At 57.2% G+C, this 13,574-nt stretch carries 14 protein-coding genes; 11 read left to right on the top strand and 3 right to left on the bottom strand.

Features of this window, described 5'->3' with window-relative positions:
* Positions 1-88: 88 nt before the first annotated feature.
* Entirely contained in the window at positions 89-1,402 is a 1,314-nt protein-coding gene (gene pelN / locus B145_RS0122540) for a pectate lyase PelN (RefSeq protein ID WP_026259403.1), read from the top strand.
* 71 nt (positions 1,403-1,473) lie between these two features.
* Here pelN and B145_RS0122535 read toward each other — a convergent pair whose 3' ends face one another.
* Complete coding sequence (locus B145_RS0122535; RefSeq protein WP_018610443.1) at positions 1,474-2,895, bottom strand: MFS transporter; 1,422 nt, start codon at positions 2,893-2,895, stop codon at positions 1,474-1,476.
* A gap of 112 nt (positions 2,896-3,007) precedes the next feature.
* Here B145_RS0122535 and B145_RS0122530 point away from each other — a divergent pair, with 112 nt between their 5' ends.
* On the top strand, positions 3,008-3,883 hold the full coding sequence (locus B145_RS0122530) for a helix-turn-helix transcriptional regulator (protein ID WP_018610442.1): 876 nt from the start codon (positions 3,008-3,010) through the stop codon (positions 3,881-3,883).
* 17 nt (positions 3,884-3,900) lie between these two features.
* Here the strand turns inward: B145_RS0122530 and B145_RS0122525 are convergent, their stop codons facing one another.
* Positions 3,901-4,251, bottom strand: coding sequence for a cupin domain-containing protein (locus tag B145_RS0122525; protein WP_018610441.1), 351 nt, complete (start codon positions 4,249-4,251; stop codon positions 3,901-3,903).
* Positions 4,252-4,329: 78 nt separating this feature from the next.
* The gene (locus tag B145_RS0122520) at positions 4,330-5,211 is read right to left on the bottom strand and encodes a LysR family transcriptional regulator (RefSeq protein WP_245541904.1); all 882 of its coding nucleotides are present in this window, start codon (positions 5,209-5,211) and stop codon (positions 4,330-4,332) included.
* A gap of 149 nt (positions 5,212-5,360) precedes the next feature.
* On the opposite strand from B145_RS0122520, the gene B145_RS0122515 reads away from it, so the two are divergent.
* The 9 genes from B145_RS0122515 (at position 5,361) to rsxE (ending at position 13,569) form a co-directional block, all read left to right on the top strand.
* Positions 5,361-6,077: a DUF554 domain-containing protein gene (locus B145_RS0122515; RefSeq protein WP_018610438.1), complete on the top strand. Its 717-nt coding sequence runs from the start codon at positions 5,361-5,363 to the stop codon at positions 6,075-6,077.
* A 646-nt stretch (positions 6,078-6,723) separates the two neighbouring features.
* Positions 6,724-7,305 carry an electron transport complex subunit RsxA gene (rsxA, locus tag B145_RS0122505; protein WP_018610434.1) on the top strand — a complete coding sequence of 194 codons (582 nt, stop codon included), beginning with the start codon at positions 6,724-6,726 and terminating at the stop codon, positions 7,303-7,305.
* 4 nt (positions 7,306-7,309) lie between these two features.
* On the top strand, positions 7,310-7,876 hold the full coding sequence (gene rsxB, locus B145_RS0122500) for an electron transport complex subunit RsxB (RefSeq protein WP_018610432.1): 567 nt from the start codon (positions 7,310-7,312) through the stop codon (positions 7,874-7,876).
* The gene (gene rsxC / locus B145_RS0122495) at positions 7,873-9,498 is read left to right on the top strand and encodes an electron transport complex subunit RsxC (RefSeq protein ID WP_018610430.1); all 1,626 of its coding nucleotides are present in this window, start codon (positions 7,873-7,875) and stop codon (positions 9,496-9,498) included. Before rsxB ends, rsxC begins: the two co-directional genes overlap by 4 nt.
* Positions 9,495-10,460: a Gfo/Idh/MocA family protein gene (locus tag B145_RS0122490; protein WP_018610428.1), complete on the top strand. Its 966-nt coding sequence runs from the start codon at positions 9,495-9,497 to the stop codon at positions 10,458-10,460. Before rsxC ends, B145_RS0122490 begins: the two co-directional genes overlap by 4 nt.
* A gap of 9 nt (positions 10,461-10,469) precedes the next feature.
* Positions 10,470-11,480 (top strand): RnfABCDGE type electron transport complex subunit D, encoded by a 1,011-nt coding sequence (locus B145_RS0122485; RefSeq protein ID WP_018610426.1) that lies wholly within the window; start codon positions 10,470-10,472, stop codon positions 11,478-11,480.
* Positions 11,481-11,492: 12 nt separating this feature from the next.
* On the top strand, positions 11,493-12,209 hold the full coding sequence (locus B145_RS0122480) for a riboflavin synthase (protein WP_018610424.1): 717 nt from the start codon (positions 11,493-11,495) through the stop codon (positions 12,207-12,209).
* Positions 12,206-12,889 carry an electron transport complex subunit RsxG gene (gene rsxG, locus B145_RS0122475; protein ID WP_018610422.1) on the top strand — a complete coding sequence of 228 codons (684 nt, stop codon included), beginning with the start codon at positions 12,206-12,208 and terminating at the stop codon, positions 12,887-12,889. Before B145_RS0122480 ends, rsxG begins: the two co-directional genes overlap by 4 nt.
* On the top strand, positions 12,886-13,569 hold the full coding sequence (gene rsxE / locus B145_RS0122470) for an electron transport complex subunit RsxE (protein ID WP_018610420.1): 684 nt from the start codon (positions 12,886-12,888) through the stop codon (positions 13,567-13,569). The genes rsxG and rsxE overlap by 4 nt, the downstream gene beginning before the upstream one ends.
* The last annotated feature ends 5 nt before the right edge of the window (positions 13,570-13,574 follow it).

The following is a 13,574-nucleotide window of genomic DNA, read 5'->3' as shown; positions in this document are numbered from 1 at the left end:
AATTATATTTTCATAAATTTATTTTTCTTAAAGCACCTCGGTTTTATCCCCTTTGATTGATCTATCACTAAACTGATACCTAGAAACTATGCACTTTCTTAAACTCGGTACTTCTTTTGTCTTGGGATGCATGCTGCTTGGCAGTACCTCAGCATGTTGGGCTACAACCTATTTTCTTGCCACAGATGGTAACGACACCGCCAACGGCAGTGTACAAGCGCCGTGGAAGACGTTTGCGCGTGCGCAACAAAGCCTGCAACCGGGTGACCGGCTGTACATCCGTGGGGGAAATTACGTCATCACAGCTGGTCAAAACAAATGTGCCAGCCAAACCGATGTGGTAAATGCCATCACGCTGAACAAGAGCGGTACGGCAGACAAGCCCATCCAATACTGGGCTTACACAGGTGAAACCCCGGTGTTTGATTTCAGCCAGATGAAGGATGACTGCCGCGTAAAAGGTTTCAATGTGGTTGCCAACTGGATTTACATGAAGGGCTTGGAAATCACCGGAGTTCCTCAAAACAACAATTTGAATCATGAATCCTGGGGTGTCTGGATCAAAGGCAGCTACAATATTTTTGAGCAGCTGAATATCCACCACATTATGGGAGCCGGGCTTCTCCTCCAGAACGGGAGCAATAACCTGATTCTCAATACCGATTCACACCACAACTACGATCCCAAGTCCTCAAACGGTGCAGGGCAAAGTGCTGATGGCTTCGGCGCCCACATCTTGGCAGACAACCCAGGTAACGTGTTCCGGGGCTGTCGGGCGTGGTGGAATTCAGATGATGGATTTGATCTGATCAATGCCTATTCTTCCATCACGATTGAAAATTCCTGGGCCTGGATGCAAGGGTATCTGCCGGACACAAGCACCCCTGTCTCTGCGGGAAATGGCAATGGCTTCAAGGCCGGAGGCTATGACAATAAGTATGTAACAAATGCCGTCAAGCATACGGTACGCAAATCGGTGGCATTCCTGAACAAAGCATCCGGCTTTTACGCTAACCATCACCCGCTGGCCAATGATTTCTTCAACAACACGGCCTACAAGAATCATTATGACTTCAACATGCTTGGCATCAACTCTAGCGGCAATGCGGTAAACCTGGGCACGCTGCGCAACAACGTCGCCTATGGCAGCTATCCGCTCTTGAATACCAACGGTGCAGACATGAAATACAATTCGTGGAATCTGGGCCTGACGATTAGCGATGCCGATTTTCAAAGCGTGTCGACCGCAGGGTGGGATGCGGCCCGCCAGCCCGATGGCAGTTTGCCCGTGCTCAACAGTCTGCGTCTTGCAAGCGGCAGCCAGCTCATCAATAAAGGTGGAAATGTGGGGCTGAGCTTCCTCGGCACGGCACCCGACCTGGGGGCGTTTGAGCGCGAGTAGACCTCGGGCACCCCATGCGCAGTGCATGTACCCACGTCATGACATTGACGTGGGTACATCCGAACAGATCATCAGCCCGCAGAGGGACAAGCCGCCAGACGTGGTCGATAAGCCAGCGTGCGCATCACCACCAGGCTCATCACCCCGAACTCCACCAGCAAGACCCCACAAATGGCTTGCAAGTAATCTCCCGTGTGATGCAGCACCTGCGAGAAGATCATCCCCATGAACGCGGCACCGATCCCCATGGCTGCCTGTAATACCGTGTTGAGCACAGCGCTGGCCGAACCGGCGTGATGGGCTGGAACGGCAGAGAGGCCAATGCGGTAGATACTGCTGACGATAAAAGATTGGCCGAAGCCGATTAGGATGGTTGAGGGCATCAGGGCCAGGATGCCAGGATGCGGCCAGATAGCCCGCAGACTCAGTACCAACGCGATCAAGCCCGTCATCTGGATGGCGCAGCCGAGTGCCAGCATCAGTCGGTTTTCCAGGCGCGCCGCCACTCTGCCGCTTAGCATTGCACCAACAAAATAGGCCAACCCCAAGGCAATAAAGGCGTTACCCGATTGCAGCGGACTCAAGCCAGCACCAGACTGCATCGCCAGGGCCAAGGTGAACATGAAACCACTCCAGCAGGCAAAGAACGGGGCCGCGACGCTCAAGCCCATGCGAATGCTGCGGATGGCAAACAGTGCTGGGGGCAGTAGGGGCGCCTTTCCGCGTGCATCCTGGAGAAGTTCGACCCGCCAAAGCAACAGCAACAAGACCGGGGCGGCGGCCAGAATCACAAAGCTCGGCCAACTCCATTGCGTAACAGGCCCCAATACTGGCGGAGTCAGTAGGCTGAGCACAAACAACGCCAGCAATACGGTGCCGGGCCAATCGACGCTGCGCGCCTGTGTGCTGTGTGTTTCGGGTACTACGCGGGGAGCATACGCCAACAGAAACAATGCTACCGGTATGTTAATGAGAAATACGCTGCGCCAGCCCATCCCGGCAATATCGGCAGAAACCAGCGCCCCGCCAACCACTTGCCCAAAAACAAAAGACAAGCCGCCCATTGCGCCGTAATACCCCACTGCGCGGGAATGAGCTTGGCCTTGCAGGCAGAGATGAATCGTCGCCAGCACCTGCGGAGCGATCAATGCAGCCCCCACCCCCTGCAATGCGCGGGCAGCCAGCAGCATCCCCATGGAATTCGCCACGCCACAGAGCAACGATGCCAGGCCAAACACGGCCACACCATACAAAAACACACGGCGCCGCCCATAGCGGTCGCCCAGGCGCCCACCCAATGCCAAGCCAACGGCATACGTGAGGCCGTACAGGGCAATCATCAAAGCCAATTGCAAGGGACTGGCCTGTAGCGATTGCGCCATGGAATCCAGCGCCACATTCACAATGGAAAAATCAATCTGCGGCAGCAGCATGCCTGCCAGGAGCACCCATAAGCCCGTGGGGCTGAGGGTAGAGGAAGTGTTGGGATTCATGCCTGTACCTGTACTTGTTGTGGGAGGAGGTAGGCACAGTGTAGAGAGCCTGCTAGACTGGTACAAGAATCTAGTTATCCTGGTATAAATTATCCCTGCCTGGAGAAAAATCATGGACTTGGCTGAATTTACGAAGCTGCCCGGAACAGCAGAAATCAACCCGCAGGAGGCCGAGCGCATTGCTGCGCTGGGCGCGTTTCTGCGTGCCCGGCGCGAGAGCATTGATCCGCTCCGCCTGGGCATCCCCAGCATAGGGCGCCGTCGCACACCAGGCTTGAGGCGAGACGATGTGGCACAGCTGGCCAACATCAGTGTCACCTGGTACACCCGCCTGGAGCAAGGCCGCCCCATCCACGTCTCAGCCCGGGTATTGGACGCCATTGCCCGCGCCCTGCAATGCACCGAGAGCGAAACCCAGCACCTTTTCACGCTGGCCGGCCTGAGCCGCAAGGCAGATATCTCAAAGCCTTCCTGTCGGCACGCCAGCGCGGCGGTACAGAGCATTCTGGACCACCTTGACCCCCTGCCCGCCATCATCCAGACCGCCCGTTTCGACATCGTCGGCTACAACCCAGCCTATTGCCGATTGATTGGCGTCGATCTGGCCACAATCGCCCCCGAAGAGCGCAATTGCCTCTTCCAAGCCATCGCCAACCCCACTTGGCGCGCCCGGCTGGCCGACTGGGAAAACCTGATTCCCCAGCTTGCTGCACTCTACCGTGCCGCCATGGCCGAACACATGGAAGACCCGATCTGGCAAGAACAATTACAGCGTTTCTGCACACTTTCGCCGGAATTCCATACCATGTGGCAGCGCCAGGAAGTGCTTGGCATTGAAAACCGCACCAAACGCTTCCACCACCCGCAACTAGGCATTATCAGCCTACAGCAAACCAACTGGTGGTCAGCCCCCAAAAACGGGGATCGTCTCCTGGTATACGTCCCTACCGATGAAAAGAGTAAAGAGGCGATTAGGCATATGGAATAAACCTGTACTAAAACGCTCTACTTTGCCACCCAGAACACAAACACCTTCATCACCTCTGCCGAATCGTTATACAGCGCATGGCTCTCATCCAGGCCGGTCAAAATCACGTCTCCCACGGTAACGGGGTACTCCTTGTCGTTGATCTGCACCCGGCCATGCCCGCTTTCGATCACATAGATTTCCTCACGATCAACCGTATGCGTATGAAATCCAAATGATGTTCCAGGCGGCAATTCGGTATGCGCCACGTAACTGAGTTGGGTGGCAAAATCTTCTGCACCGAAAATCTTCCGGCTCTTCACCAAGCCTTCGCCATTGTGGATCGATTTTTCAACGGCGGGGATGTTCAGATAGTTCTTGATCTGCATGATTCATGTACCAATGAAAACGGATAAAACCCACATCAGATTACCGCACTGCAAACAAAATGGGCATCGCCTCTCATTTTAATTTGTCCACACGCCAAGCAACTGTTCAATCAAAGCTGGATTAGCCACAGGTTTGGAGCACACCAGTGACAAATGATAATCGGGTAGCTCCATATCAATGGGCAGCACGCGGAAACCTTCGCCCATGCTGACTGCTTCGGTTTGGGGAATCACGGCAATGCCTGCGAAGCCTTCCTTGAGAACGTCAAGCAGAGGATCGATATCAGAGCTATAGAGCACGACGTTGGGAGTAAGTCCCGCTTCATTGAAGCAATGCAGGAGCCGCTCGTAACTCCCCACGCCAACCGAGCGGCGCAAAAGCAGCAACGGGTGCTGGCCAAGCTCCTCTAGAGACAACGTCTGGATTGACTCGTCAACAAGCCAAGCCGGGAACACCGCAGCGGTCTTGCTGATCGTCACCTCATGCACCGCAAGATCCTGCGGGTGCAATGGCGGCTGCATCAGTGCGACATCCAGTTCGCCCGTGCGCAGCAATTGTTCGAGATAGGTGGAATCGCCGACCACCAAACCGATCTGGCGCCCCGTGAAGTGACTACGCAAGCGCGAAAAGTGCCTCAGCCAGAAACGCTTGCAGGTAGGAGAAAGCCCAATGCGCAGTGCCGGTTCGCTCTGGGATGAGACGCGGATGACTTCGTCGCGCGTGGCGTCGACGGCATGGAGGATGTCACGCGCGCGCCGATAGAGCACGGAGCCCGCTTCGGTCAGCTGTATGCTGCGCCCTTTGCGCACAAACAGGTCGCAGCCCAGCTCTTCTTCCAGTTCACGCAGACGCTGGCTCAGCGGCGGTTGAGCCATGTGCAGCACCTTGGCTGCCCGGCTGATCTGGCCTTGCTCGGCCACCGTACAGAAGTAACGCATGCGCTTCAGATCCATAAGCATCTATTCATATCATTTTGATATGTTTCAAAATCAATAAGGTATTATTAATCAATCAATGTAGCTGGTAATCTTTGCGAATCATATCATTACGATTTGCTTGCAAGGCGAAGCCCGGTAGCCCCCGGTTTGGCCGTAACCGGGAGATAGCCATGCTTGGCCCCTTGATCAATTGTGGTGCGCTGGTGCTGGGCGGCGTGTCTGGCACCCTGTTGGGACGCAAGCTGCCCGCCCGCGTAAAGAACGCGCTGCCACTAACTTGCGGCATTCTCTCAGCCAGTATCGGCACCACGCTGATGAACAAGGTACACGCCACCCCAGCTGTGGCACTGGCCCTGCTGGCTGGCGCCTGCATCGGTGAATTGCTCTACCTGGAACGCGGTCTGGAGTTGGCGATTAGCTGGGCGCAGCGCCATATTGAGCGCATTCTGCCCGGCGAACAGGGCAGCCCTCGGGCCCAAGACTTCATTGCCAAATACGTGACTATTCTTGTACTGTTCTGTGCCAGCGGAATGGGGATCTTCGGCTCCATCCACGAAGGCATGACTCATGACGCCAACATTCTGATGGCCAAATCGGTACTGGATCTTTTCACGGCTGTCATCTTTGCCGCAGAGATGGGCGCTTCGGTCACCCTGATAGCCATTCCCCAGGTACTCATCCAGGGGATTCTCTATTTCAGCGCCCACCTTGTCGTGCCGCTCACCTCACCGGCCATGCTGGCGGATTTCTCCGCAGTCGGAGGCGTCATCATGCTGGCCACCGGCTTGCGCATTTGCGGCATCAAGATATTCCCCATCGTGAATATGCTTCCCTCTCTGGCGCTGATCCTGCCCATCTCAGTAGTCTGGATACGCTTTTTCGGCTAAAACGGCCTCAAAACAAACCCGCCAACCGCTACTCCAGCAGGGTTGAAGATCTTCCGTCAAAACGCCACACCGATTTGCACTGTGAGCATGTGCCAATCATCGGCAGAATCAATGTGCCCGTATGTGCTCTTTGCCGATCAATATCCGCCAGCAACTTGGGGTGGGAGTAATCGGGTTGGGCGTGCAATCTTTCACAATGCTCACAAAGCGTCATGCCATCGTTCCTGTGCGGGAGAGCGTAGATTTTATGGCCTTTGCTTTTGTTGATGCAAAAAAGTAAAACCACACGCACCCCGGTGATGCCTATATGCCCGCAAGTCAAGCGCCACAAGGCTGCATTTTGAAAGCCACCTGATCCGCACTATCTTGACTCACGACCATCACTTTGACAAAACCGGGTCAGCCACCGCAAAAGCCGGATAGAAAGCTCCGCACACCCAGGCAAGTGCCTTAAGAATCAAAAGCTTGGATCTATACCTAATTTTATATACCGGTATAACACTCTACTCATTGAGCGGGTCAGGCAGAGCAGCGGATAATCGCAGCCTGCCTCAAGGCCTTTGGCCCACCTATGGTTTTCCGGCGTATGGTAGCCACAATCGTTACACTTTGAGTTCGACTCCTGCCCGCTGGAGGGCAATGCAGCATGGCACATTACATTTTCCTTCTGATCGGTGCGGTACTGGTCAACAACGTGGTTCTGGTTCGCATCCTGGGCCTGTGCCCCTTCCTGGGGGTATCGAAAAAGCTGGAAACAGCTCTGGGCATGGGGGCAGCCACCACTTTCGTGCTGACCCTGGGTTGTGGCACCAGCTACATCATCGACCATTACCTGCTCACCCCCCTGGACATCGGCTACCTGCGGACGCTGGCGTTCATCGTGGTGATCGCGGCCATTGTGCAGATGACCGAAATGGTGCTGGAGAAGACAATGCCGGTCCTGCATCAGGTATTGGGCATCTATCTGCCGTTGATCACCACCAACTGTGCCGTGCTTGGCGTCCCCCTGCTGTCGGTGGCCTACAAGCACGACATGGCGGAGGCGCTGATTTTCGGCTTTGGCTGCTCAGTCGGCTTTTCGCTGGCGCTCGTACTATTCGCCGGTTTGCGCGAACGGATCGAAGGTGCAGATACCCCTGTGCCCTTCCGTGGCACCCCTATTGCGCTTATCACTGCAGGCATCATGAGCCTTGCGTTCATGGGTTTTGCCGGACTCGACAGGTTCTAAATCTATGTTGATTGCACTTCTTGCCATGCTGGGCTTGGCCATCCTGATCGGTGCCTCGCTTGGCTATGCCTCGCTCAAATTCAAGGTTGAAGGCGACCCGTTGGTCGACAAGATCGACGCCATCCTGCCGCAAACCCAGTGCGGCCAGTGTGGTTTCCCAGGCTGCAAACCCTATGCCACGGCCATTGCCAATGGCGAAGCAGACATCAACCGCTGCCCTCCTGGTGGGGATGACGGCATCCATAAACTGGCTGACCTGCTCGGGCGGGAATACAAGCCGCTGAACGCCGAAGCGGGCGTGGAAAAACCCAAGGCCGTGGCCTTTGTTGATGAGAACACCTGCATCGGCTGCACCCTGTGCCTGCAAGCCTGCCCGGTGGACGCCATCTCTGGCGCTGCCAAGCAGTTGCATACCATCATCTCTTCGCTGTGCACGGGCTGTGAGTTGTGCGTAGCGCCCTGCCCCGTCGACTGCATCAGCATGCAGGTGGTGGAAGAAACCGTGGATACCTGGAAGTGGCGCTACCCCAGCTTCCAGCTCAAACCTGTTGCGACGAGGAACGCCGCATGAACGCCACCCTGCGCAAACTTTTCAGCTTCAATGGCGGGGTCAAACCGCAAACCAACAAGCTCGACTCCACCCGTGAGCCGATCGCCCAATTGCCGCTGCCCGCGCAATTCGTTGTGCCGCTGCACCAGAGTGTAGGGGGCGTGCCGATTCCACTGGTGTCAGTGGGCCAAAAGGTGCTCAAGGGTGAACGTGTTGGCGCGCCTGATGGCAACTATTCTTCCGCCATCCATGCGCCGACTTCGGGCACGGTGGTGGCCATTGAGCCACGGCTCATGGCTCACACTTCCGGGCTAACCATGCTGTGTGTAGTCATCGAACCCGATGGCAAGGATGAGTGGATCGCCACCGAGAAGCTGGCCTACCACTCACTGCCAGCCGACGAGGTACGCGATTACCTGCGCGACGCGGGTGTGGTGGGTCTAGGTGGAGCCGTTTTCCCCAGCCACGTAAAACTCAAGGCAGGCAAGAACACGCCGATGAAAACGCTGGTGATCAACGGGGCAGAGTGTGAGCCCTTCATCACCTGCGACGATCTGCTTATGCGCGAGCGCCCGGAACTGATTCTGCGTGGTGTTGCCATCATGCGCGAACTGCTCCAGGCCGAAGAGGCCGTGGTCGGCATTGAGGACAACAAGCCCGAGGCTGTTGCCTCCATGCAGGCGGCGGCTGCCAAGTTCGAGCACATCCAGATTGTGGCTGTCCCCACCCGCTACCCTGCGGGTGGTGCCAAGCAGCTTATCCGTGTGCTCACGGGCATTGAAGTCCCCCACGGCAAACGCTCCACCGACTATGGGGTGCAGTGCTTCAACGTCGGCACGGCCTACGCGATCTACGAAGCGATTGAGCTGGGGCGGCCGCTTATTTCGCGTATCGTCACCGTGGCAGGCAACGTTGAAAAGCCGCGAAATTATGAAGTGCGCTTTGGCACGCCGATGGATTTTGTCGCTCAACATGCTGGAGTCAAGGCAGGCACCGACAGCTTCGTCATGGGTGGGCCGATGATGGGTTTCCGCATGCCTGCGCTGGATGTGCCAGTGGTCAAGGCCACCAACTGCATTATTGCTTCCAGCCCCGCGTTGTTCCCCCCGCCTCCGCCGGAAATGCCTTGCATCCGCTGCGGAGAATGCGCCCGCGCCTGCCCCACCGATCTTCAGCCTTTCGAAATGTATTGGCATAGTCGCGCCAAGAATTTCGGCAAGACGCAGGAATACCACCTTTTCGACTGCATTGAATGTGGTTGCTGCGCCTACGTATGCCCATCAAATATCCCGCTGGTGGATTACTACCGCTTTGCCAAGACCGAAATCTGGGCACGGGAACGCCAGAAAGATGCGGCAGATAGTGCCCGCGTCCGTTTCGAGGCACGTAACGACCGCATCGAGCGTGAAAAGCGTGAAAAGGCCGAAAAGCTGGCTGCCCGCACTGCCGCAGCACGTTCATCGGCCATCACATCAGGCGACGCCGCCATCAATGCCACGGAGGATGATCCGAAGAAGGCCCTGATTGCCGCTGCCATGGCACGCGCCAAGGCGCAAAAAGCGGATGCGGAGCACGCGGCACCTGTGGCTGCGCCTGCCGCAAGCACGTCCGAATCACAACCTAATGCAGGAGAGCAGCCATGAGCCAGGTCGTCCAGTGGGGTGTTTTGGGTTTTGCACGTATCGCTCGCAATAGCGTCATTCCTGCCATTCAGCGTTCGCACAACGGCAACGTGGTGGCACTCGCCTCGCGTGACCCGGCCAAGCTTGCTGAAGCCAGCAAAGAGTTCGTGATCCCCAACACCTATACGCGCTATGAGGATGTGCTGGCAGACAGCAAAGTGCAGGCGGTGTACATCCCACTGCCCAATTCCCAGCATTGTGGGTGGGCGATCAAGGCTCTGGAAGCGGGCAAACACGTGCTGTGCGAGAAGCCTTTGGCACTGAATACTGCCGAAGCCCGCCGCATGGTTGATGCGGCCAAGGCCAGCGGGCGCATCCTGATGGAAGCCTTCATGTACCGCTACTCGGATCGCACCCGGCAGGTCGAGGCCGTCCTCAAGAGCGGGAAGCTGGGCGAAATCCGCCACATCAACGCGAGCTTCCGCTTCTTCCTGAACCGTGCCAACACCATCAAGATCCAGCCAGAATTAGGCGGCGGCGCGCTCTACGACGTGGGCTGCTACCCGATCAACCTGCTCGGACTGGTCACCGGTGGACTCAAGCCCGTCGCCTGCCACGCTGAAGCCAGCTTTGAAAATGGCGTAGACAATAATCTCTCTGCCGTTTTGCGCTATGAAAACGGGATTGTTGCTACCCTGCACTGCGGCTTTAACGCCCACCCCTTTGTGCGTGCTGAAATCATCGGTACTGAAGGCGTACTGGAGATTCCCGATCCCTTCCTCGACACGGCAGGCGAGCTGACGCTGCGCACCGCCAGTGGTGTTGAGCGTATTGCAGTGGCCGAGAGCAACCGCTACCTAGAAGAAGTGGAAGACTTCTCCGCCGCCGTCCTAGAAAACCGCCAGCCCAAGTTCAGGCTGGACGAATCGATCCGCAACATGGAAGTGCTGGACATGATCTACGCCAGCCTGCCACGCCCCTGACCCCGAATCATGCTCAACAACTCGCCCTATATCCGTGCCAACAACAGCGTCACCCGCGTGATGCTGAAGGTTCTGCTCGCCCTGCTCCCAGCCGTTGCCGCCTATGTGTGGCAATTCGGCATCGGCGTACTGGTGCAACTGGCGCTGGCCAGCGCCACGGCACTGGCCGCCGAAGCCCTGGTACTCAAGGTGCGCGGCAAGCCGGTTCAATTGTTTGTCACCGATCTCTCCGCCATTGTCACCGCCTGGCTCATTGCCCTGGCCTTTCCCTCCATCGGCCCGTGGTGGATGGTGGTGGTGGGGACAGCCATCGCCATCGTGGTTGGCAAGCATCTGTACGGAGGCTTGGGGCAGAACGTATTCAACCCGGCCATGCTCGCCTACGCGGTGATGATTGTCGCCTTCCCCTCGCTGATGTCTCAGTGGCCTTCCTCACAACTGGATACTGCCGGGCAGTTCCATGCCATCTTTGGTATTTCTGACCCGGCCACACGAGCACTGGACGCCATCACCTCCGCCACCCCGCTCGATACATTGCGTACCGGTTTGCGTGCAGCAGGCGCCAGCGTTGACAGTGTAATGCAGAGCCAGGTATTTGGCTGGGCAGGTGGCAAGCACTGGGAATGGGTTACGCTGGGTTACCTCATCGGCGGCGTATGGCTGTGCCAGCAAAAGGTGATCACCTGGCATATTCCCACTGCATTCATTGTTTCATTGGGCGTAATCTCCGGCTTGTTCTGGGTCATCCATCCCGTGCATTACGCCTCCCCCTTGCTGCACATTGCAGCGGGCGCCAGCATGCTTGGGGCATTTTTTATCTTTACCGATCCGGTCTCGGCAGCCTCCACACCACGTGGCAAGCTGATCTACGCCACCTGCGCAGCGATACTCACCTACCTGATCCGGGAATTTGGTTCCTTCCCTGACGGTGTGGCCTTCGCCACCTTGCTGCTCAACATCTGCGTGCCGATCATCGACATGAAGACCCAGCCGCCGGTATTCGGCCACAAGAACGACTGAGGAAGCCCCATCATGTTTACCGGAATCGTAAAAGGTCGTGCCCACGTTCAGGATATCCAGCGCCTCCAGGGGCTGTATTCCATCGTCTTGGCTTTCCCTGCGGATTTTGACCAGGGCTTGGAAATCGGCGCCAGCGTGGCGGTGGATGGGGTCTGCCTCACCGTAACCACCCATGCACCGGGTCAGGCTAGCTTCGATGTGATGCAGGAAAGCCTTGCGCGCACCACCCTGATTGATCTGGAAGCGGGTAGCGAAGTCAATGTGGAACGCGCCGCCCGCGATGGTGCAGAAATCGGCGGCCACCCACTCTCCGGCCACGTTGACTGCACGGCCCAGATCATCAAGATCGACACACCTGAGAACAATATGGTGATGACATTCCAACTCTTGCCGGAATGGGCACGCTATGTGTTTGCCAAAGGCTATATCGCTGTAAATGGCTGCAGCCTAACGGTGAGCGACATGGATCGCGCCAGCAGCCGCTTCTCGGTGTGGTTCATTCCCGAAACCCTGCGCGCCACCACGTTTGCCAACAAGCAGGTTGGCGCACGCGTCAATATTGAAATCGAACGCGCAACCCAGGTCACGGTCGATACCATTCGCGGTTACATGGAAGAACGCCTGGGGCCGCTGCTGCCCCGCCTGGAAGCACTGCTGGCCATCGAAGGCGGCTCGCTGGAGCAACTGGCCGCCCTGCCGCACCCTAACAAGGATCAAGCAAAGCAATGAGCGAACCTGTCGTCGAAACCCCCGCAGAAAGCAGCCCCAACCCGCTCAAGCTCTCGCTGAGTACGGCGCTGATCATGTCCATTTTCACTTTGGCATTCACCGCCCTGATGGCAGGGACCTATCTGAGCACCAAGGACACCATTGCCAAGAGCAGCGAGGCGCAAAAGCTCGTGTTGATCAACGCCGTGCTGCCGCCCTCAGCCTATGACAACCAGCTTCTCAAGGATGAACTGGTGCTGGGCCCCACCCCCGAGTTGGGGCTGGATGCGGGCGGGCACATCTGGCGTGCCCGCAAAGGGGGGCAACCCGTGGCACTGGTCATGGAAGCCATCGCCCCGAATGGATATGCCGGAAAGATATGGCTGGTGATTTCGGTGATGGCCGATGGCAGTGTTGGTGGTGTACGCGTCACCGAACATCACGAAACCCCTGGCCTGGGGGATTACATTGACCCGGCCAAGGACAAGAACAAGACCAACCCCTGGATCAACCAGTTCACGGGCAAGTCTCCTGCCACGCTTCCCCTGGAACGCTGGAAGGTCAAGAAAGATGAAGGCGATTTTGCCTACCGCACAGGTGCAACCATCTCGGCGCGTGCCGTAACCGATGCAGTGGCCCGCGCAGTACGCTATGCCACTGAACACCGTGAAACCCTGTATCAGCAAGGGGAAAAACCATGAGTCAGAAGCTCTCTGAAGTCGCCTGGAATGGCATCTGGAAACAGAACACCGGTCTGGTACAGATGCTGGGCATGTGCCCCATTCTTGCCGTGTCCACCTCAATCGTCAACGGCGTCAGCCTGGGGCTTGCCACGGTGGTCGTGATGGCCTTGTCCAACGGGGTTGTCTCTGCCCTGCGGCAATTCATCCCCTATGAAATCCGCATTCCTGTATTTATTCTGATTATCGCGGCACTGGTCACAATTCTGGATCTGGCCATGAACGCCTGGATGCATGAGATCTACCTTGTGCTGGGGATCTATATTCCGCTGATCGTCACCAACTGCATCGTGCTTGCCCGCGTAGAGGCCTTTGCCGCCAAGAACGGCGTGGTGGCATCAACGCTGGATGGCGCAGCCATGGGCTTTGGTCTGACCCTAGTGCTGGCCGTATTGGGTGGCGTGCGCGAATTCGTGGGCAACGGTGCGTTGCTCAACGGAATTGACAGCGTCATCTCCGGCGCGTCGCCGATCCAGATTCTGCCTGCGGACTATCCGGGCTTCCTGATCGCCATCCTGCCGCCCGGCGCCTTCATCACCCTGGCCTGCCTGATCGCCACCAAAAACTGGCAACAGGCACGCAAGGCCAAAGCCGTTCCCACGCCCACGCAGGGCGGCGAATTGGCCTCGGCCACGCACTGAACCAT

The organism is Uliginosibacterium gangwonense DSM 18521 (assembly GCF_000373965.1).
Lineage (GTDB): Bacteria > Pseudomonadota > Gammaproteobacteria > Burkholderiales > Rhodocyclaceae > Uliginosibacterium > Uliginosibacterium gangwonense.
Note: the sequence above shows the minus strand (reverse complement) of the source record. Positions and strands in the feature narration are given on the sequence as shown.